This is a genomic window from uncultured Sphingorhabdus sp. (genome assembly GCF_937872355.1).
GTDB lineage: Bacteria > Pseudomonadota > Alphaproteobacteria > Sphingomonadales > Sphingomonadaceae > Sphingorhabdus_B.
In genome coordinates, this window is sequence record NZ_CALMSV010000032.1 from 1 (window position 1) to 18,220 (window position 18,220).

Below are 18,220 nucleotides of genomic sequence, written 5' to 3' on the forward strand. Positions count from 1 at the left end.
GCACGGCAGACAGCACGGTGTGCTTCGCCTTACCCCCGAAATGGTTCATCAGGCGCACCGCGCGCGCCTCTTTCCCGCCAAGGTCGAAGCTGCTGAAAAGATGGAGAATGCGAACTTTGGACATTGTACCTATTTGATCGACTTCAGAAATTCCGCAATCGCTGTCTGTACTTCTGGCTCATCGAGCGAAGGCGCGTGGCCGACGCCCTTTACCGTCACCAGACTTGCCTGCTTCGCTTTCTTCACCATTTTCGCAGCGGTCGCTTTTTCAAGGATATCCGATTTTTCGCCGCGCAGGACGAGCAAGGGCACATCTTCCAGCATAGAAAATAGCGGCCACAGATCGACACCCGCTTCGCCGCCGGGCAGTTTGAACGGCTCTGATATCTTCATGTCATAATCGAACACAATCCGTCCGTTGGATGACAATTTGCAGGTGCGCTTGGCGAAGCGTAGCCATTCTTCGAGCCGGTAGTCGGGATAGATATCGCCTTGCGCCTCGGCCATTGCCCGCGCGGCGTGCATCCAGGTTTCGAAGCTGCGCCCCTGCCCGACATAGCCGCGAATACGCTCTGCCCCGGCCTTACCGATTTCGGGGCCGACATCGTTGAGGATCACTCCCGACAGCCTGTCTTTCCACTGTGCCGCGAGCAGCATGGAGACAATCCCGCCAAGCGAAGTGCCGCACAACACAAATTTCTTGAGGTCCAGTTCGCGCAGCAGGATGTCCATATCCTGCGCGTAGGTGAGCGGGACATAGGTCATCGGATCTTTGGCATAGGCACTTTCACCGCGACCGCGAAAATCGATGGCGAGCATGCGGCGCTTGCCGCCCAGCAATTGGGCAACCGGCTCAAAATCTCGGGCGTTGCGGGTTAGGCCCGGCATGCAGATGATAGGCGAACGGGATGCGGGGCCGGGATAATCCCGGTAATGCAGCCGCAGTTCGTCGTTCGACCACCAATAGGCGTCTTCGAAATCCGCCATGCTTGCCTTTCTGTTCCGCTGCCCCCAGACATTGCGGACGATGAATGTGAATCCCTCCCCCGCCCCCTACCGTGCTGATCCGAAAATCACCAGCCTTGGCGACAAAATTGGTGATCCAGTGCGGCCTGCCGACTTTCCCGATGCCATATTGCGGTACCGCAACGATCGCTGGGCTGCGACTGTCGGGCTTGAGGGATTGAGCGATGCCGAATGGATCGAGCATTTCGCCCGCTTCAAGCCGCTGCCCGACAATCTGCCGCAACCGCTGGCGCTTCGTTATCACGGACACCAGTTCCGTGTGTACAACCCCGATATTGGCGACGGGCGCGGCTTCTTGCTTGCCCAGCTGCGCGACCATTTGGGGCGTTTGCTTGACCTTGGCACCAAGGGATCGGGAAAAACACCCTATAGCCGCGATGGCGACGGGCGACTGACGCTGAAAGGCGCGGTGCGCGAGATATTGGCGACGGAAATGCTCGAAGCGCTGGGCGTCGAAACATCAAAAACCTTTTCGGTTATCGAAACGGGTGAGGAACTGTCGCGCAATGATGAGCCGTCCCCCACCCGTTCGGCGGTACTGGTGCGGTTGAACCATAGCCATATCCGGATCGGCGCGTTTCAGCGGCTGGCCTATGAAGATGATGCGGCAATGATTGACCGGCTGACGCGCTACGTCCTCATCCACCTGTATGAGCAGGAACCCGGAGAGAACCCGGCGGCCCAATTGCTCAACGGCGCGGTTGAACGGATTGCACAGCAAGCTGCCAGCTTCATGGTGGCTGGTTTCGTGCATGGCGTACTCAACAGCGATAATATCAACGTCACAGGGGAGAGCTTTGACTATGGCCCGTGGCGGTTCAACCCAAATTGGGATCCGCGTTTCACGGCTGCCTATTTCGACCATCAAGGTCTTTACGCTTTTGGTCGGCAGGCGGAGGCGATGCACTGGAATCTAGCCCAATTGGCTATTTCGCTGCGCCTGATTAGCGAAGCACCGCCTTTGGTCGAGGCGCTTGAACGCTTCCCGGCCCTGTTTCAGGCGGCGATTGTCGAGCGCTTCCTTTGGCGACTGGGGGTGGCGTCCAAAGGTATTGAGACGGATCGCGCCCTCGTTGAGGCGGGTGAGCGGGCGATGATTGATGCAGCAATACCGATTGCCGATTTCTTCCACTATCATCGCGGAGGACTGCAATCGGAGCGGGGCTATGGCGGCGAACGCTATGCCTCTTTCGCCGAAATTCTGGGTCAGTTTGAACCCGTTGCTTCCCCCCCAATGCCTTATTGGGCAGAGAATGAACCCTGTTCGATGCTGATCGATGAGGTGGAGGCAATCTGGCAAGCGATTGCAACCGGCGACGACTGGGCGCCGCTGTCGTGCAAAATTGACGCGGTGCGCCGCTTTGGCGCTGCGCTGAGAAACAGGTGATTTTACATGCCATACGATGGAGTATTTACTTGATGTAAAGCTGGAAGCGGCAAACTATGGTAAATGGCCATGAAATGATTGCGCTAGGGCAATATAAGATTTGACTGAACTGGTATCCTACGAACCTGCGACGGGAGCCGTGCTGTGGCGCGGCGTGACCAGTGATGTCGATGCGGCGGTTAGCGCGGCACGCGCGGCCTGGCCCAATTGGGCTGCTGCCCCTCTGAGTGACAGGATCGCGAAAGTCCGATCCTTCGGAAGCCGGGTGAAGGCCGATCTGGAAATTTTTGCCGACTGTATCGCTCGCGAAACGGGTAAGCCGCTATGGGAAGCGCGCAACGAAGTCGAATCCGTCGTCAACAAGGTCGATATCTCGGTCAAGGCTTATGCCGACCGCACTTCGCAACGCCGCTTCGATGGTAAACCGGGGACGCGCAATGCCGTTCGCCACAAACCGCATGGCGTGCTGGCCGTGCTGGGGCCTTATAACTTCCCCGCGCATCTGCCCAATGGCCATATCGTTCCTGCGCTTATTGCCGGCAACGCTATAGTCTTCAAACCGAGCGAGAAGACACCAGCCGTTGGCGAGATGCTGGTCGAATATTTCCGCAAGGCCGGGATACCCGACGGAGTCGTCAACATCGTGCAGGGTGGGCCAGACACCGGGAAGGCCCTTTCCGGCCATCCCGGATTGGACGGTTTGCTGTTCACTGGATCTGCACAGACAGGGATTGCGCTTAACCGACAATTTGCTTCACGCCCGGACAAGATTCTGGCGCTTGAAATGGGCGGAAATAATCCGGTCATTGTCTGGGATACACACGACATGCACAGCGCCGCCGTGTTGGTTGTGCAATCGGCCTTCCTGTCAGCAGGGCAACGCTGCACCGCCGCCCGACGGTTGATCATCAAACAGAGCCTGTACGATCAGTTCATTCCCGAGCTGAAGCGACTGGTTGATCGGCTGGTGATCGACGAACCGCATGCAGAGGTGCCACCGTTCATGGGTCCCGTCATCGACAATGAGGCCGCCGATGGTCTGACCGAGAGCTTCCTGGCGCTGATGAGCCATGGCGGACGTCCGATCCGGCATATGACCCGCCCACAACCCGAACGTCCTTTCCTGTCGCCTGGGATCATCGATGTCACCAATATGCGCGAACGGCCGGATATCGAACTGTTCGGTCCCTTGCTCCAGGTTATTCGTGTCGAGACATTTGGCGAGGCCATCGACGAGGCGAACAATACTCGCTTTGGCCTGTCCGCCTCGCTGATCGGCGGAACGCCGGAGCAATATAACGAGTTTTGGGCGAACAGCCGTGCCGGTGTCGTCAACTGGAACCAACCCACCAATGGTGCATCCTCCGCGGCGCCTTTCGGTGGCGTCGGGCTTTCGGGCAATCATCGCCCTAGCGCATATTATGCCGCCGATTACTGCGCTTTTCCCGTCGTTTCATCCGAAGCCGATGTCCCAAGGGCGATGATCGGCATCGGCCTGCGCGACGATATGGTCGCTTTTTCCGATGACAGCGCGGTAGAATCCGCCAAATAAGGGCGGCATGAACAAAGCGGACATTTTCGAATTTTACCGTCGGTTGGCCGAAGACAATCCGTCGCCCGAAACCGAGCTGGAATATGGCAATGATTATCAGCTGCTGGTCGCAGTCGTCCTGTCCGCGCAGGCGACCGATGTCGGGGTCAACAAGGCGACCCGCAAATTATTCGAAAGCGTCAAGACACCGCAGCAGATGGTCGATCTGGGCGAGGAAGGCCTTAAACAGCATATCAAGACCATTGGCCTGTTCAACGCCAAGGCAAAGAATGTAATCGCGCTATCCGAAATTTTGGTGCGCGGGCATGGCGGAGAGGTCCCCGCCGATCGCGACATTTTGGAAACGCTGCCCGGTGTAGGTCGCAAGACAGCCAATGTCGTGATGAACACCGCCTTTGGCGCGGAGACATTCGCGGTCGACACCCATATCTTTCGCGTCGGCAACCGCACCGGCCTCGCCAAGGGCAAGACGCCGCTGGCGGTCGAGAAACAGCTCGACAAGAAAACGCCTGCACCCTTTCGCCTCGGCGCACATCATTGGCTGATCCTGCATGGACGTTATGTCTGCAAGGCAAGAACGCCCGAATGTTGGCGCTGCGTGGTTGCCGACTTGTGCAAGTTCAAACCAAAAACTGCCGCACCTAAGACAAAGACGGTCAGCAAGGGTTAAGCTAACAAAGGCGATAAACCGGCTACGACTGGAAGAAAGGGAAGCGATATGAAAAAACGACTTCTATTGGCCCTTGCAACGACCATCGCAATCGGAGGCGTCGCTACCTCTGCGGTTTCCGGAGGCAGCGTTAGCGAGCGGCGCGCCAAAGCCCTGGCGGCATATGAGCCTAGCGGCGAACCGGTCAGTTGCATCACTTTATCGCAAGTCCGGTCTTCCAAAGTCATTGATGACCGCACAATCGATTTCAAAATGGCCGGAGGGAAAGTGTATCGCAACACCCTTCCCCATAGCTGCCCCAGCCTTGGCTTTGAGCAGCGTTTCTCATATCGCACCAGCCTGAACCAACTCTGCAACGTTGATACCATTCGCGTACTGCAGTCTTTCGGCAGTGGGCTGCATGAAGGGGCGGGATGCGGGCTGGGCAAGTTCCAGCCCATGCAGAAAGTGCAATCGAAATAACGCCTTTCGTCGCAACGCTTTGATCTTGCGCAAAGCGGAAAATGGGAAAGTGGGCCAGATTGTTGGCATCAGACCAACGATAAGGACAAAATATGACCCATGTAGCCCACGAATTGCACGCCGAATTTCCCAACGATGCGGAGGTCCTGCACCAGTTGAAGGTGAACGACCCGCATTTTGCCAAATTGGCTGACCATTATCACGATTTGAATCGTGAAATTCATCGGATCGAAGCCGGCATCGAAGCCGCATCGGACGAACGGACCGAAGACCTGAAAAAGGAACGCCTGTCGATTCTCGATCAGGTTTCAGCTATGCTTTCGGCTGCGAAGGCAGGAGCATAAGCATGACCGATCTGAAAAGCGTCAAATCCGGGCTTGAGACAAGGCTGGCCGAACTGGAAGCAAGGGCCGGGCGCATCGAGGCCGACTTGGCCGAACCGCTGAGTGCCGACTTTGAAGAACAGGCGACCGAGCGTGAGGATGACGATGCGCTGGAGGGGCAAGAAGTCCTGCTGGGACGGGAAATCGTTGCAGTCAAAGCAGCTTTGGCTCGGGTGGAGGATGGCAGCTATGGCGAATGTACCCGCTGTGGTGAAGATGTCGGCGAAAAACGGCTCGAGGCCCATCCCGAAGCCGCTTTATGCATCGCCTGCGCGCGCGAGCTTGAAAATCACTGAGCGCTAGCTTGTGCTCGCAACGGCCCTGTTTTCGGTGAAGATTTCCCAAGCGGAAATGAACATCGCCGCAATGACAGGGCCGACAATCAGGCCGTTTATACCGAGTACACTCAAACCGCCCAGCGTTGAAATCAGAACGACATAATCCGGCATCTGCGTATCCTGACCCACTAGTATCGGGCGCAGGACATTGTCGACCATGCTGATGACGAAAATGCCGAGCAGCAACAGGGTAACACCCTCCCACATGCTACCCGTCGCTAGCAGGTAAATCGACACAGGAACCCAGATGATCCCCGTGCCGACGGCGGGGATCAGCGAGAACAATCCCATCACCACACCCCACAATACGGCGGCTCGAATATCGAGAAACGCGAATATCAGTCCGCCCAAAATGCCCTGAACGATGGCGACAACGATGCTGCCCTTCACCGTTGCGCGGATTACCGTGGTGAACTTGTCGAAAAAGGCTTTGCGCTGCTCGGCACGCATCGGGATGGCCTCTCCTATACGGCGGGTGATCTGGCGGCCATCGCGCAGCAGGAAATAGGTCAGATAAAGCATCACGCCCAGCGCCATCGCAAAGTTGAACGCGCGCTGGCCCACCGACACTGCCTGCCCTGCAATGATTTGCACCCCGGTTGTCACCAGTGCGCTGGCCTTTGACTGCAGCTCTTCAAAATCGGGGGTGATGTAGCGCCCCGCCATATCCTGCCAGCGTTGCGGGATAACCGCCTGCAACTCTTGCCCGAGCTTGGCAAAATCAATTTCCTTGGTCTGCACCGAGTCATAGGTGCGCAGCGCCTCATCGACCATCAGAGAACCGACGATGAAGGCGGGAATGATAACCAGCGCAATCACGAGCAACAGCGTAAGAGAAGCAACCGTGTTCTTGCGCGCGGGCATCTTGAGCAGCAACCGATCATGCACTGGTGCAAAGGCGATCGTCACCACCAGTGCCCACAGTATCGCGCCGAAAAACGGCCAGGCAATCCACGCCATCGCCAGCGATACTGCCAGAACGAAGCCGACAAGGACGCGATCCTCAAACTGGGTGTCGTGCTGCAGTTTCTCGGCGGTTGACTGGGGCTTCTCGCTCATGGGCCGAGGAATAACGGCAATTCAGGCAGATGTCATGCCCAGAGTTAGGCGCCTAATACACCGCCGCATCTTGCTTCGCGCAGCGGCTATGCTAGTTCTTCGCCGTCCATTGGGGAAATTATGCAAGAGATTGCCATCCGTTGAACCGGCGCGCGTGACCTGCTCACGCTGATCGCCGACCGTGAAAGCCGAAGCGCGCAGCGCGTTCCGGCCTGTTTTTCGTGTTCAACGGACAGGTTTTCCATGAATGTTTCAAAATATGAACAGCGCGTTTTGCACGCGCTGGCGCAGGGCGGTTCGATCATCCACCGCTTTGACGACAAGGGCCGCATCATCGAGGTCAATTGCATGAACCGCGATGGCTGGCGGCTCGATGATTGCACCATCGCGGTGTTTCAGAAGCTGCGCCGCAAAAGGCTGATCGCCAGTGCTGGCGGCGCGCCCTATCGCATCACGCGAGAAGGGTTACGCGCCGTGCGGGGGCAGTTGGATAATCGGTGAACTCCTTCCTCCCCATCGACTTGCGATGGGGAGGTGGCAGTTGCGCAGCAACTGACGGAGGGGAATTACAACGACCGTTGTGCGGGCTCCTGCCCGCCTCCCCTCCACCACCTTCGGTGGTCCCCCTCCCCATCGCAAGTCGATGGGGAGGATAATTAAGCTGAAGCGTGAGCGTGCCCCGAAATCAACTCCGCCATGCGGTCCACCTGTGACGGCGGCAGGTCGTGGCCCATCTCGTCGATTATCTCCAGCCGTGCCTCTGGCACATGGCGGGCAATATCGATGCTTCCATCCTTTGGCACCAGCGGGTCGGCACCGCCGTGAACGACGAGCGTCGGCGTGGTGATCGTCTTCAACCGCTCGACACGGCTGCCATCGGCGATGATCGCCAGCAACTGGCGCCGCGTGCCGACCGGATAATAGCCACGATCAAAGGCGCGCCCCGCCATTTCGGCAGGGGCATCCTCAGGGCGCGCCGGATCGGGATAAGAAAAGGACTTCACCAGTTCCGCACCAAAAGCGACCGCATCGTCGCGATTGGCACCCGACGGCCGCGCAGCCATCATCTGGCGACGAATATCCGCACGCGGGCCGGGCAATCCGGGCGCGCCGCTGGAGGACATGATCGAGGTCATGCTCAGCAGGCGGTCGCGATGGTTCACCGCCATCAGTTGCACAATCATCCCGCCCATCGACGCGCCAACGACATGCGCCCGCTGGATACCCAGCGCATCGAGCAAGCCGATACCGTCCTTCGCCATATCGGAAAGCGTATAGCCAACACCCAGCGGCAGCCCGAGCCGCGCCTTGAACATCGTCCAGATCAGATTGGGCGTCGCCGCCTTTTCCATCCGCTGCGACATGCCGACATCGCGGTTGTCATAATGGATAACGCGGAAGCCCTTACCGACGAGGCCCTGAATGAGCTCGTCCGGCCAGGCAATCATCTGCGCACCCAGCCCCATGACAAGCAGGATCTCCGGCGCATCGGCGGGGCCATTGTCTTCGTAGTAAAGTTCAATACCATTCGCTTTGATTTTCGGCATTATTCCCCTCCCCCATGATAGAAATCATACACTGTCTGCGCGACCGCGGCTGACACACCGGGCGCTTTCTGTAAATCCTCAAGGCTTGCGCTGCGCACGGCGCGGGCGGTGCCGAAGTGGAGCAGAAGCGCTTTTTTGCGCGCGGGGCCGATGCCGGGCACTTCGTCGAGCGGGCTGGCAGTGATTGCCTTGGCGCGCTTGGTGCGGTGCGCGCCGATAGCGTAGCGGTGCACTTCATCGCGCAGGCGTTGCAGGTAGAACAGCACCGGCGCGTTGACCGGCAGAGTCAATTCGCGACCGTCTGGGAAGTGGAAAACCTCACGCCCTTCACGGCCATGATGCGGCCCCTTGGCGATGCCGATATAGGGCACATCCTCTATGCCAAGCCGTTCGAACACTTCGCGCACCGCGCTCACCTGCCCTTTGCCACCGTCGATCAAGACAAGGTCGGGCCATTCTCCCTTGTCCCGATCCGGATCCTCCTCCTGCGCGCGGGAGAAGCGACGCTCCATCACCTCACGCATCATCGCAAAGTCGTCATCGGTCGCAACCTGCTTGATGTTGAACTTGCGATACTGGCCCTTGATGAAGCCCTCCGGCCCCGCGACCACCATCGCGCCGAGTGCATTGCTGCCCTGAATATGGCTGTTGTCGTAAATCTCGATCCGCTGCGGCGGTTCGGAAAGGGCGGACAGCCCCGCCACCCCCCCCCACAAGTTGCCCCGCGGCGGCGTTTCCCCCCGCCGCCCGCCCAGCGCCCCTTCCCCGCTGCGCTTGGCCTGTGCAACCAGCCGCACACGATCGCCGCGTTGCGGGACCGCTATCTCAACCTTGCGCCCTGCCCGTTCGCTGAGCGCCTCGGCCAGCAAATCGGCTTCTGGCAATTCACGGTCGAGCAGCAGAAGGCGCGCGGGTGGCACCTCTTCGTAGAACTGCGCCAGCACCAAAGTCAGCACTTCTTCATCGCTGCTGTCCTGAATATGCGCGGGGAAAAAGGCACGGTGGCCCCAATTCTGCCCGCCGCGGATGAAGAAGGCCTGGATGCCGATCACCCCCTGCTTATGCGCCAGCGCGAAGATATCGGCATCGCCAATCCCCGCCGCATTGATCGCCTGGCTCCCCTGGATGAAGGTCAGCGCCTTCAGACGATCGCGCAACAGCGCCGCGCGTTCGAAATCGAGCGCTTCGGCAGCGCCTTCCATCTCTTTCGCCAGCTTCGCCTGCACCGCCGTCGATTTGCCGCCGAGGAAGGCCTTGGCATCGGCCACCAGCTCGGCATAGCCCGCCTTGTCGATACGGCCCACACAGGGTGCCGAGCAGCGCTTGATCTGGTAGAGCAAACAGGGCCGGTCGCGGTTGTTGAAGAAGCTGTCGGTGCAGCTGCGCAGAAGAAACAGTTTTTCAAGCGCGTTAAGCGTGACGTTGACCGAACCGGCGCTTGCGAAGGGTCCATAATATTCGCCCTTATGCCGCCGCGCCCCGCGATGCTTCTGGATGCGCGGGAAATCATGATCGGCACGCAGCAGGATGAAGGGGAAGCTTTTGTCGTCACGCAACAGAACGTTGTAGGCGGGGCGATAGCGCTTGATCAGCTGCGCCTCGAGAAGCAGCGCCTCTGCCTCGCTGTTCGTCGTGACAATCGTCATGCTGCGCGTCAGCGAAACCATCCGCCGCAGCCGGTTGGGCAGCCGATCGACCTGCGTATAGTTGGTGACGCGGTTTTTGAGCGCGCGCGCTTTGCCCACATAGAGCACATCGCCGCGGGCGTCATGCATGCGGTAAACACCTGGCTTTGCCGGCAATGTCTTCAGCACATTTCGGATCGCCGCCACCCCGCCCTCCAGATCGGGCTGGTCCGCACCACGCACGGCATAAGTTGCAGCCTCTTCATTGAAGCGCGATGCGGCGTTGGGCTGATCGGGGCGTTCTGCTTTGGACATTGTGCTCTGTTGCGCTACTTAAGTCGGCGGAAGAGGAACAGCCTAAATGCAACTGAACGGCAAGACCATATTGTTGACTGGCGGTACCGATGGCATCGGCCGCGAGCTAGCCGGGCAACTGAAGGCCAAGGGTGCAACTGTGATTGTTACCGGTCGCACGCCCGAGAGGATCGAGGCCGCCAAGGCCGCGGGCTATGAAGTCATTACGGCGGATCTGTCGTCGCAAGCGGGAGTCGACGCGATCCTGACTGCGGTCAAAGGGCGGGATATCGACATATTGATCAACAATGCGGGCCTTGGCAGCGACCATGATTTCCGCGAAGCCGAACCCGATCTGGCGGATAATGACCGCTGCATCGCGGCGAACCTGAACGCGCCGATCCATTTGATTACGCACTTGATGCCCGTGCTGAAATCGCGGCCCGAGGCAATGATCGTCAATGTGACATCAGGGCTGGCCATTGCGCCACGTTCCGGCGGGCCGATCTATTGCGCGACCAAAGCGGGGCTGCGCAGCTACACCATGGCGTTACGGCACCAGTTGCGCGACACCGCAATCCATGTGCTGGAGGTGCTGCCGCCTGTCGTTGAAACCAAATTGACCGCAGGTCGCGCGGGCAAGAGCAAGATGCCCGCTTCGCAATGCGCTGCGCAGATTGTCGACGCGATGGAGACAAATGCCAACGAGGCGAATGTTGGCATGACGAAGCTGCTGCGGATTGTGGAGAGTGTCTCTCCCGCTTTGGCGCGAAAGATTATGATCAATTATTGAAGGCAAAGAAAAAGCGCGCCTCTGACGAGACGCGCCCCACCCCTAGCCCCTCCCGCTGCGGGAGGGGACACCAGGTCAATTCAACTTGGCTATCGTAGCATCAACCAGCCCGGCATCTGCCTTGGCATCATGATGCGCAGCGATCAGCGCCTCTGCGGCGGCAGCGGCAGCGGCGGCAGCCTTGGCGCGGACGTCTGCGATGGCAGCACGTTCAGCGGCCGCAATCTTGTCTTCCGCCGATTGCGCACGGCGTGCGATCAGCGCGGTTGCGTCGGTCTTGGCCTTAGCAACAATTGCTTTGGCCTCTTCCTCGGCATGCGCCTTCATCGCTTCAGCGTCAGCGGCGGCCTGCTTCGCCTTGGCTTCATAGTCAGCCTTTATCGCCTCGGCTTCCTTCCGCAGGTTGGTCGCCTGATCGAGCTGCGCCTTGATGCCATCAATCTGCTTGTCGAGCGCCGCACCGATCATGGCGGGCACTTTCTTCCAGATGAACAGTGCAATCACGACAAGCATCGCGAGTGCGACCCACATCGTCGCATCCATGCCAAGAGCGGCGGGTGCGGCATGCGCCTCTCCGCCATGTGCTTCGGTCGAAGCGTGTGTCTCGGCTACTGGGGCGCCGTCAACGGTGGTGTTGTCAATCACGGCCTTTTCGGTGGCCATGGCTTCAGGGGCTGCTGCCTGTGTCATCAGCTCAATACCGCCTTCACTGCAGTCGCCGCCTGGGCAGCGCTGACCTTTGCACCCGAAACCTTGGCGACGATGTCTGCCGCAGCTTCGGCTGCTACGCTTTCGATTCCCGCCATTGCCTTGGCGCGCGCTTTGGCCAGATCGGCCTCAGCTGCTGCTAGCTTGGCCGAGATTTCCTCGTCCGCTTTGGCAAGACGTGCCTCGGCATCCTTGGCGCCCTTGGCCTTGGCGGCAGCCGCCTTGGCTTGCGCTTCACTACGAGCGGCATTCAATGCGTCGCTTCCGCCCGCTACCAGTCCGTCGGCTTCGGCACGTGCCTTTTCGGCAGCAGCAAGGTCATCAGCAATCTTGCGATCGCGGGCTTCGACATTGGCGTCGATTTTCGACACCATGCCGCGGCCAATCACGAAATAGAGAATGCCGAAAACCAGCAGCATCCAAAAGAACTGCGAGGCATAGGTTTCCAGTATCTGGGCGATTTGAGGCATTTGATCCGCTCGCTCGATGGAGGGTTATTCAAATTTTCGGGAAAGTGGCCCCCGGCGTCAATGCGCCGGGGTATCCTCCCCTAAAAACTCTTAGGCAACGAAGATCAGGATCATCGCCACGACGAACGCAAGCAGGCCGAGAAGTTCGGCAGCCGCGAAGCCGATGAAGAGACGGCCCTGCTGGCTGTCGGCAGCCGCGGGGTTGCGCAATGCGCCCTGAAGGAACGAACCGAAGACGTTACCCACGCCGCCAGCTGCGAGACCCGCACCAATAGCTGCGAGACCGGCACCGATCAATTTTGCTGCTTCTGCTTCCATGATACTAACTCCTGTTAAAACTCAAACTTGGTTGAAAAATCGTCGAAAAAACTCAGTGCAGATTGACCGCGTCATTGATGTAGAGCGAGGTCAAAAGCGCAAAGACATAGGCCTGAATGGCGCACACCAGCAGTTCAAGCAGGGTGATACCGATCATCAGGATGAAAGAGGGGAGAGCGACCAGAGGGGCAACCCAAAGCGCTTCGGCATTGAGGCCGTTAATCACGAAGCCTGCAAGCACCTTCATCAGCACGTGGCCCGCCGTCATCGCGACGAAAAGACGCAGTGCGAGGCTGAAGGGGCGGATGAGGAACGAGAACAGCTCGATCAGCGGGATGAGCCACAGCAGCCACCAAGGCGTACCATGCGGGACGAACAGGCTGAAGAAATGCAGGCCGTGCTTCCAAAGGCCGACTACCAGTACTGTACCGAAGCTGAGCACGGCGAGCACCGCAGTGACCGTCAGGTGGCTGGTTACGGTGAAGGCATGCGCGCCCGGAACGATACCGATCGGCATCATGCCCATGAAATTCGCGAAAAGGATAAACATGAAAAGCGAGAAGACCAGGGGCACATATTTCTTGCCCTCGGGTCCGATGCTCGAGCTCATCATGTTGTTGATAAAGCCGGTGACGCCTTCGACAGCCATCTGCCAGCGACCGGGAACGAGTTCACGCTTCATGCCACCGGCCATAAAAATCCAGATGGCGCCGAGAACGACGAGCATAAACAGCGACGAGTTGGTGAACGAGATGTCGTAACCAAAAAGATCCAGCTTCGCCAAAGGCTCAATCTGGAACTGGTGCATCGGATCGATTTTGCCGCTTGCGCCTGCCACTTTTTCCGTACCCTGCTTATGCCAACAGCCCCGCAAGCGGGGCCGCGTTTATACGACCGAAGCGCCCCACAACACCTCTCAAGGTATTATTCCGGACGCTCCTGCGAAATCTTGTATATGTTCCTGAAGGCGACTGCGATGCCCAAAAACATGCAGACCAACAAGAGCGCTGGCGCGGTGTCAAACAACTGGTCGAACAACCAACCGACAAGAGCACCACCCGCAGGACCGGCGATCAGTTCGGTCAAGACCCGGTTCCCCTGCCGCATTCCTTTGGCTGGGGGCACGTCCTGCCCCGTACGTTCTGCCTCGGCTTTCCGGACCTTTTTCAGCTGCATGTCTAACGAATCGAGCCGAGGGTCTTTTGTGCCGTTGCCATCCTGCGCGGGATCTTCTGAAGCCATGCAATTCCTCCTGTTTTCGCAAGGGAGAACCGCCAAGACTCCGGGCAACCCCGCCAAGGCACGCGCCCTTTAGGAGAGCGCCAGAGCGAAGTCAACCGCATGCTGCAGCGCAAAAGCAAAGGCCCGGAAAATTGCTTTCCCGGGCCTTCAATATCATCAGCTCCGCGGCGTTACGGGCAGCGCACATCCACAACAGGCGGGCTGGCGTCACGCGTTTTCCAGCTCTTGTCGGGGGCCTGATACATTTCGCCGGGCGCCGTACGTTCCTTGATCAGACGGCAGCCGGTGCGGAAGGCCATTTCCTCGACGGTCGCGCCGTTCGCTAGCGCTTCTTCGGTATATTTCGCCTTACGCTTAATGTTGAGATCATCGACCAGTGCTTTTACGGCGGGCGAAGGCGGCGTGACAAAGCCGAGATAGCCGTCGGTCTTTTCACCGATCAAGCCGTCGGCCCGCGCTTGCTGGTAAGCTGGATCGCGCTGCGCTATTGCGCCGCTACCGGCAACAGCTGCACCGATCAGCAACGCGGCTGCAACCATTTCGATACGGTCTTTCATCTTTTCACTCAAAGCCATCAAAATATCTCCGAATTCTCTTCGATCACTTCCTTCGAAGCCTGATCCAGCCTGTACAGCACTTCCTGACGGATAGCGATGTTGAGGTTGATCACAATCGGCTTATCGGGTGCCTGAACCTGCACACAGCCCGGCAGGGCCGTTGCCGCCAAACAAACGAAGAGAAATGCCCCTTTCTTCATGTTCAGACGGATTGCACCATTGCCATCCGCCGTCAATCTGTGTCGCATATATCCCTCCCTCGCTTTCGGCAGGCTGAATAGGCCGTTCATATTGCGTTGGTTTCTGTTCATCTTTTTTCACTCGCTGGCTGACCTTCAACCGGAACTGGTTTATTCTGCTGATTGATCAGATCCTTGCCCTGCTGCAGCGCATAGTCAGCGTCATAAAGGCCGCGTATCGAACCGATAAGTTGCAGGAATTCTGCCTCAATGCGGACGTTGAACTTGATCGGTATCTTGGCGAGTTGCTTTGTGATGAAATTCTGCCTGGCGAGGCTGCCTTGCTGAAGCCCGTCAAATGACACGTCAGTTATGATTTCGCCATCAAGTTTGCCATCAACACCAATGTGCATCTCGCGAAAGCGGATCGAACGCAGCGCCTGGAAAGCAAAATTGGCGAAAGCGCCCATATCTTCATAGGTGAGTTCACCAAGATAGCTCAGCTCACCGCCCCCGGCCCGCGATACAAGCGAACCGCCAACAATCCGCCCGCCTTCCTGATTAAACACCATCGGCAGTGTACCGTCAAAGACCCCCGCTACCTGCAAATTCTGCAAGTCATAGCCCGCAAGGAACTTCTCTGCGTCGAGCCCGATCAGGCGGAAGGTCAACTTGCGTTCCGCCTCGACATCGAAATCGAGCACGGTCGGTTCCAGGATCAGCTCGCCGCCGTAAAAGGGCCAGCGTCCCTCCTCGATCCTGACTTTCTGGTCGGGGAGCAACTGATAGCGGATGACACCATCATAGGTGGGCACGCCAGGATTGAGCGAACGCACCCGCGCGATCTGCCCCGGTTCGGTGACCATTCCTAGAAGATCAGTAAATCGCAATTCGGTCTCAAGACCTTCAACGGGGCCAAAGGCAGCGGCCAGATCGGTGTTGAGCACGGAGAAACGACCGCTGCTGCGTACGCCCTGCCCGTCCCATTCGATCCGCCCGTCTCCGCTCAGCCGCCCTTTGACTTCCGCGATATGGCCTAGCGTCAATGTGGTCAGCATGTCCGGCTGCAACCGGTCGTTGAACTGCAGCTCCTCAACTGAAAGCAGGGCATTGCCGTTGCTGGTGCCGAGATTATGCATGATCTGCGCGTCGGCAACCTTGGTGCCGGTTTCGGGCTCGTACAGGTTACCGATCGCACTGATCACATTGTTCGAGAGCGTCACCTGCAAATCGGAAACCTTCAACGGATTGAAGCGATCGACTTGCGCGGCATCCGAAACAAACAGCGACGAATCGAGCCCAAGAAAATCACCCTGCCACCGCCATTGACCGCTGGCTTCGTTGATCAGTAACGGGACATTGCCAATCTGCCCCGCCCCGCCGCTGATCGTGCCGCGAACTCCGGGTCCTTCGAGCATGCCATCGAGGCGAGCGACCGTGAAGCGGCTAACGCTATCCGAAGGACCCAAATCAACCGCGACATTGTTCGCACCAAACCCGCTGTCGAGATCGAAGGTAACACTGCTACCGCTGGCCTTGAGTGGCGAGTTGCCGAGCGTCCCGGCAACCGCCAGTGCAGGTATGACCAGCGCAAAGCGCGTTTCGCCGCCCGCAACGCTGAGCATCGAGCCGCTTTGCGGGCAAGCCCGTAAATTGCCAGCTGGAAGCCGAAGCGCACCCGTCGCCAATCCGCTATAACGGACGTTGGTGCATGCGGCATTCATGCTGAAAGCGCTTCCCGAAACGAGCCCGTCTATAGGCAGGCTTAGGCCAGTCACAACGCCGCCCAGCAAGGGGCCGGTAACGGTTGCCTGCCCGTCAAACCGCCAGGGCCTGCGCCCGCCACCTTCGAACGCGAGGATCGGGATGCTGATAGTCCCGCCAGGGGCCGAATAGGGCTGCAGGTTCAATGTGCCTGACCACCCCGAACCGCGTTGACGTAGTAGTAGCTTGCCCGCTGGCAGATCACCGCCTGTCATCGTCAACGACACAGGTTCGGCCAAACGGCCTTCGACCAAAGCAAAGGGCGCCTGTTGCCGGAGAATTACGCCACTGTCGGAGCGGACGAAGAGGCCGTTAAGCACCAGCTTGCTTCCCGCTGGCGCAGTGGCGATGTCGAATGCCATCGTACCGTCAAAGCTGCGGATCGCCCGGCGCAGCGCTGGATCGAGACGCGCTACAACCGGGCCGATGGGGGTCGAGGCTGTGCCGCGCACCAATTGATCCATTGATGGCAACATCGATTGAGGTAGAGATGCGCCGGCCAGGCGCGCATCGCCGCGTGCTGTAAAGGACAAGCCGGCATCGGAGAAACCAAAACTTCCTTCAGCTTCGCCAGCCAGATTGCGCATCGCGAATTCCGGCGCGCGCAATGCTGCTTTCGATAGTTCTAGATTATATTCCGTCCGTTGTTGGTTGCCGTTCAGCGCGAGTTTTCCGGCAACACCATCGGCCCGCCGCCTGTCTGCCTGCGCTGACTTTGCGCCGAAGGCGAAATCACCGATCCAGCGATCAAATGCTTCGGTAAACTGGATTTTGCCTTCCAAAGCGGGGGCTTGGAGCGCCAATTTTTGTGCATTACATTCCGCTGACGACGCCGCGATGGGACCAATAAATTCGGGCCGCACATTACGAATACGGACGGTGCCGTCGTAACGAAGGCCGCTAGCGCTGCAACCTCCCCCGGCCAATTGCCCCGAGCGCGCAACTATTTTTCCGTCAAAACGATTACGCAAATTGCCCTTGCCCTGCGCGGCGATACCGACGCCGCCCCAAGGCGTCGCCAACGATAGGATGGCATCCGACAATTGCACATTGATGTCGGGGAGCGTGATCGGCTCCTTGCTCTCCATGTCGCGGAGCTTGTCTAGTTCGCCCAGATGGAGCTTGCCGTCGGCAAAGCGTCCCTTCAGTCGCACCCCGGCGGCGCGAACCTCGCGAAGCTTGGGCGCACCAAATCCGATGGCAAGCTCTAACTCTACCGATTTTGCGATCAAATCGGGATTGGCCGGATCCCCGACTACAACATTGCGAATCCTTTGGGTGCGAAATCCGAGCTCTTCGATTTCATAGGCCGCGCGAACTCCGTTTGTTTCCAAATAGTCACGCACATAACCGTCCGCGATCTCGGTGCGCTTCCACCAAGCGTAAGCAACAAGGCACAGCAAAAATATCAGCACCGCGCCAAACAAATGGCGCTTCGACCAACGCCGGGTCGGCTGTGCTTCGGGAAGCTCTTCTTCCATCATTAGTCAAATGCGCCAAAGCCTTGCGCCATGCAACTTGGATTTCTACCAAACGCCTTGCAGCGAAGTCAAAATTGCGGAACAAGCCCGTTCAATGGTTACATCACGCGAAAAAGATGAAAATTATGGCGAAGGTCATCGCGAACGCCTTCGCGAGCGCCTTTTGGACAATGGTGGTGATGGTTTACTTGATCACGAGCTGATCGAATATTTGCTGATGCTTGCTATTCCGCGAATCGATACGAAGCCAATCGCGAAGCAACTGATCGCACATTATGGCAATCTATCTTCGGTATTTACCGCCGATGCGTATAGCCTTCAGAATCAAAAAGGTATCGGCGAAAAGGCCGCTGCGGCGATCAAGC

At 58.4% G+C, this 18,220-nt stretch carries 21 protein-coding genes and 1 pseudogene; 9 read left to right on the forward strand and 13 right to left on the reverse strand.

Annotated features, from left to right (window positions below):
- Both Q0239_RS01285 and Q0239_RS01290 read right to left on the reverse strand, forming a co-directional pair.
- Nucleotides 1–124 (reverse strand): annotated as a pseudogene (locus Q0239_RS01285) (glycosyltransferase family 1 protein); the annotation flags it as partial.
- Nucleotides 125–129: 5 nt separating this feature from the next.
- Nucleotides 130–987, reverse strand: coding sequence for an alpha/beta hydrolase (locus Q0239_RS01290; RefSeq protein WP_298597151.1), 858 nt, complete (start codon nt 985–987; stop codon nt 130–132).
- Nucleotides 988–1,027: 40 nt separating this feature from the next.
- On the opposite strand from Q0239_RS01290, the gene Q0239_RS01295 reads away from it, so the two are divergent.
- From Q0239_RS01295 to Q0239_RS01320, 6 genes are all read left to right on the forward strand, one after another.
- The gene (locus tag Q0239_RS01295) at nt 1,028–2,413 is read left to right on the forward strand and encodes a protein adenylyltransferase SelO family protein (protein WP_298597154.1); all 1,386 of its coding nucleotides are present in this window, start codon (nt 1,028–1,030) and stop codon (nt 2,411–2,413) included.
- A gap of 100 nt (nt 2,414–2,513) precedes the next feature.
- Entirely contained in the window at nt 2,514–3,965 is a 1,452-nt protein-coding gene (astD, locus tag Q0239_RS01300) for a succinylglutamate-semialdehyde dehydrogenase (RefSeq protein WP_298597157.1), read from the forward strand.
- 7 nt (nt 3,966–3,972) lie between these two features.
- Nucleotides 3,973–4,635 carry an endonuclease III gene (gene nth / locus Q0239_RS01305; protein WP_298597160.1) on the forward strand — a complete coding sequence of 221 codons (663 nt, stop codon included), beginning with the start codon at nt 3,973–3,975 and terminating at the stop codon, nt 4,633–4,635.
- A gap of 48 nt (nt 4,636–4,683) precedes the next feature.
- A complete protein-coding gene (locus tag Q0239_RS01310; protein ID WP_298597163.1) occupies nt 4,684–5,097 on the forward strand; it encodes a DUF6491 family protein in 414 nt (137 codons plus the stop codon).
- A 92-nt stretch (nt 5,098–5,189) separates the two neighbouring features.
- Nucleotides 5,190–5,441: a DUF465 domain-containing protein gene (locus tag Q0239_RS01315; protein WP_298597166.1), complete on the forward strand. Its 252-nt coding sequence runs from the start codon at nt 5,190–5,192 to the stop codon at nt 5,439–5,441.
- A 2-nt stretch (nt 5,442–5,443) separates the two neighbouring features.
- Entirely contained in the window at nt 5,444–5,776 is a 333-nt protein-coding gene (locus Q0239_RS01320) for a TraR/DksA C4-type zinc finger protein (RefSeq protein WP_298597169.1), read from the forward strand.
- A gap of 3 nt (nt 5,777–5,779) precedes the next feature.
- Here the strand turns inward: Q0239_RS01320 and Q0239_RS01325 are convergent, their stop codons facing one another.
- On the reverse strand, nt 5,780–6,877 hold the full coding sequence (locus tag Q0239_RS01325) for an AI-2E family transporter (protein WP_298597173.1): 1,098 nt from the start codon (nt 6,875–6,877) through the stop codon (nt 5,780–5,782).
- 243 nt (nt 6,878–7,120) lie between these two features.
- Between Q0239_RS01325 and Q0239_RS01330 the strand changes: the two genes are divergently transcribed.
- The gene (locus Q0239_RS01330; RefSeq protein WP_298597176.1) at nt 7,121–7,378 is read left to right on the forward strand and encodes a YjhX family toxin; all 258 of its coding nucleotides are present in this window, start codon (nt 7,121–7,123) and stop codon (nt 7,376–7,378) included.
- A gap of 155 nt (nt 7,379–7,533) precedes the next feature.
- Here the strand turns inward: Q0239_RS01330 and Q0239_RS01335 are convergent, their stop codons facing one another.
- Together Q0239_RS01335 and uvrC are read right to left on the reverse strand one after the other, a co-directional pair.
- Complete coding sequence (locus Q0239_RS01335) at nt 7,534–8,424, reverse strand: alpha/beta hydrolase (RefSeq protein WP_298597179.1); 891 nt, start codon at nt 8,422–8,424, stop codon at nt 7,534–7,536.
- On the reverse strand, nt 8,424–10,364 hold the full coding sequence (gene uvrC / locus Q0239_RS01340) for an excinuclease ABC subunit UvrC (RefSeq protein WP_298597182.1): 1,941 nt from the start codon (nt 10,362–10,364) through the stop codon (nt 8,424–8,426). Before uvrC ends, Q0239_RS01335 begins: the two co-directional genes overlap by 1 nt.
- 46 nt (nt 10,365–10,410) lie before the next feature.
- Here uvrC and Q0239_RS01345 point away from each other — a divergent pair, with 46 nt between their 5' ends.
- The gene (locus Q0239_RS01345) at nt 10,411–11,136 is read left to right on the forward strand and encodes an SDR family oxidoreductase (protein WP_298597185.1); all 726 of its coding nucleotides are present in this window, start codon (nt 10,411–10,413) and stop codon (nt 11,134–11,136) included.
- A gap of 75 nt (nt 11,137–11,211) precedes the next feature.
- Here Q0239_RS01345 and Q0239_RS01350 read toward each other — a convergent pair whose 3' ends face one another.
- The 8 genes from Q0239_RS01350 to Q0239_RS01385 all read right to left on the reverse strand — a co-directional run bounded on the left by Q0239_RS01350 (nt 11,212) and on the right by Q0239_RS01385 (nt 17,858).
- Complete coding sequence (locus Q0239_RS01350) at nt 11,212–11,826, reverse strand: F0F1 ATP synthase subunit B (RefSeq protein WP_298597188.1); 615 nt, start codon at nt 11,824–11,826, stop codon at nt 11,212–11,214.
- Nucleotides 11,826–12,314, reverse strand: a complete 489-nt coding sequence (locus tag Q0239_RS01355) for an ATPase (RefSeq protein ID WP_298597191.1) — start codon at nt 12,312–12,314, stop codon at nt 11,826–11,828. The genes Q0239_RS01350 and Q0239_RS01355 overlap by 1 nt, the downstream gene beginning before the upstream one ends.
- Nucleotides 12,315–12,404: 90 nt before the next feature.
- On the reverse strand, nt 12,405–12,632 hold the full coding sequence (locus Q0239_RS01360) for a F0F1 ATP synthase subunit C (RefSeq protein WP_115548870.1): 228 nt from the start codon (nt 12,630–12,632) through the stop codon (nt 12,405–12,407).
- A 52-nt stretch (nt 12,633–12,684) separates the two neighbouring features.
- A complete protein-coding gene (locus Q0239_RS01365) occupies nt 12,685–13,440 on the reverse strand; it encodes a F0F1 ATP synthase subunit A (protein ID WP_298597208.1) in 756 nt (251 codons plus the stop codon).
- A gap of 116 nt (nt 13,441–13,556) precedes the next feature.
- Nucleotides 13,557–13,874, reverse strand: a complete 318-nt coding sequence (locus tag Q0239_RS01370; RefSeq protein WP_298597200.1) for an AtpZ/AtpI family protein — start codon at nt 13,872–13,874, stop codon at nt 13,557–13,559.
- A gap of 170 nt (nt 13,875–14,044) precedes the next feature.
- On the reverse strand, nt 14,045–14,449 hold the full coding sequence (locus tag Q0239_RS01375) for a YdbL family protein (RefSeq protein WP_298597202.1): 405 nt from the start codon (nt 14,447–14,449) through the stop codon (nt 14,045–14,047).
- Nucleotides 14,449–14,679, reverse strand: coding sequence for a YnbE family lipoprotein (locus tag Q0239_RS01380; RefSeq protein ID WP_367276060.1), 231 nt, complete (start codon nt 14,677–14,679; stop codon nt 14,449–14,451). The genes Q0239_RS01375 and Q0239_RS01380 overlap by 1 nt, the downstream gene beginning before the upstream one ends.
- A 59-nt stretch (nt 14,680–14,738) precedes the next feature.
- The gene (locus tag Q0239_RS01385; protein ID WP_298597205.1) at nt 14,739–17,858 is read right to left on the reverse strand and encodes a YdbH domain-containing protein; all 3,120 of its coding nucleotides are present in this window, start codon (nt 17,856–17,858) and stop codon (nt 14,739–14,741) included.
- Nucleotides 17,859–17,892: 34 nt separating this feature from the next.
- On the opposite strand from Q0239_RS01385, the gene Q0239_RS01390 reads away from it, so the two are divergent.
- Nucleotides 17,893–18,220: UPF0758 domain-containing protein (locus Q0239_RS01390; protein WP_367276061.1), on the forward strand; the 328-nt coding region annotated here is incomplete at its 3' end.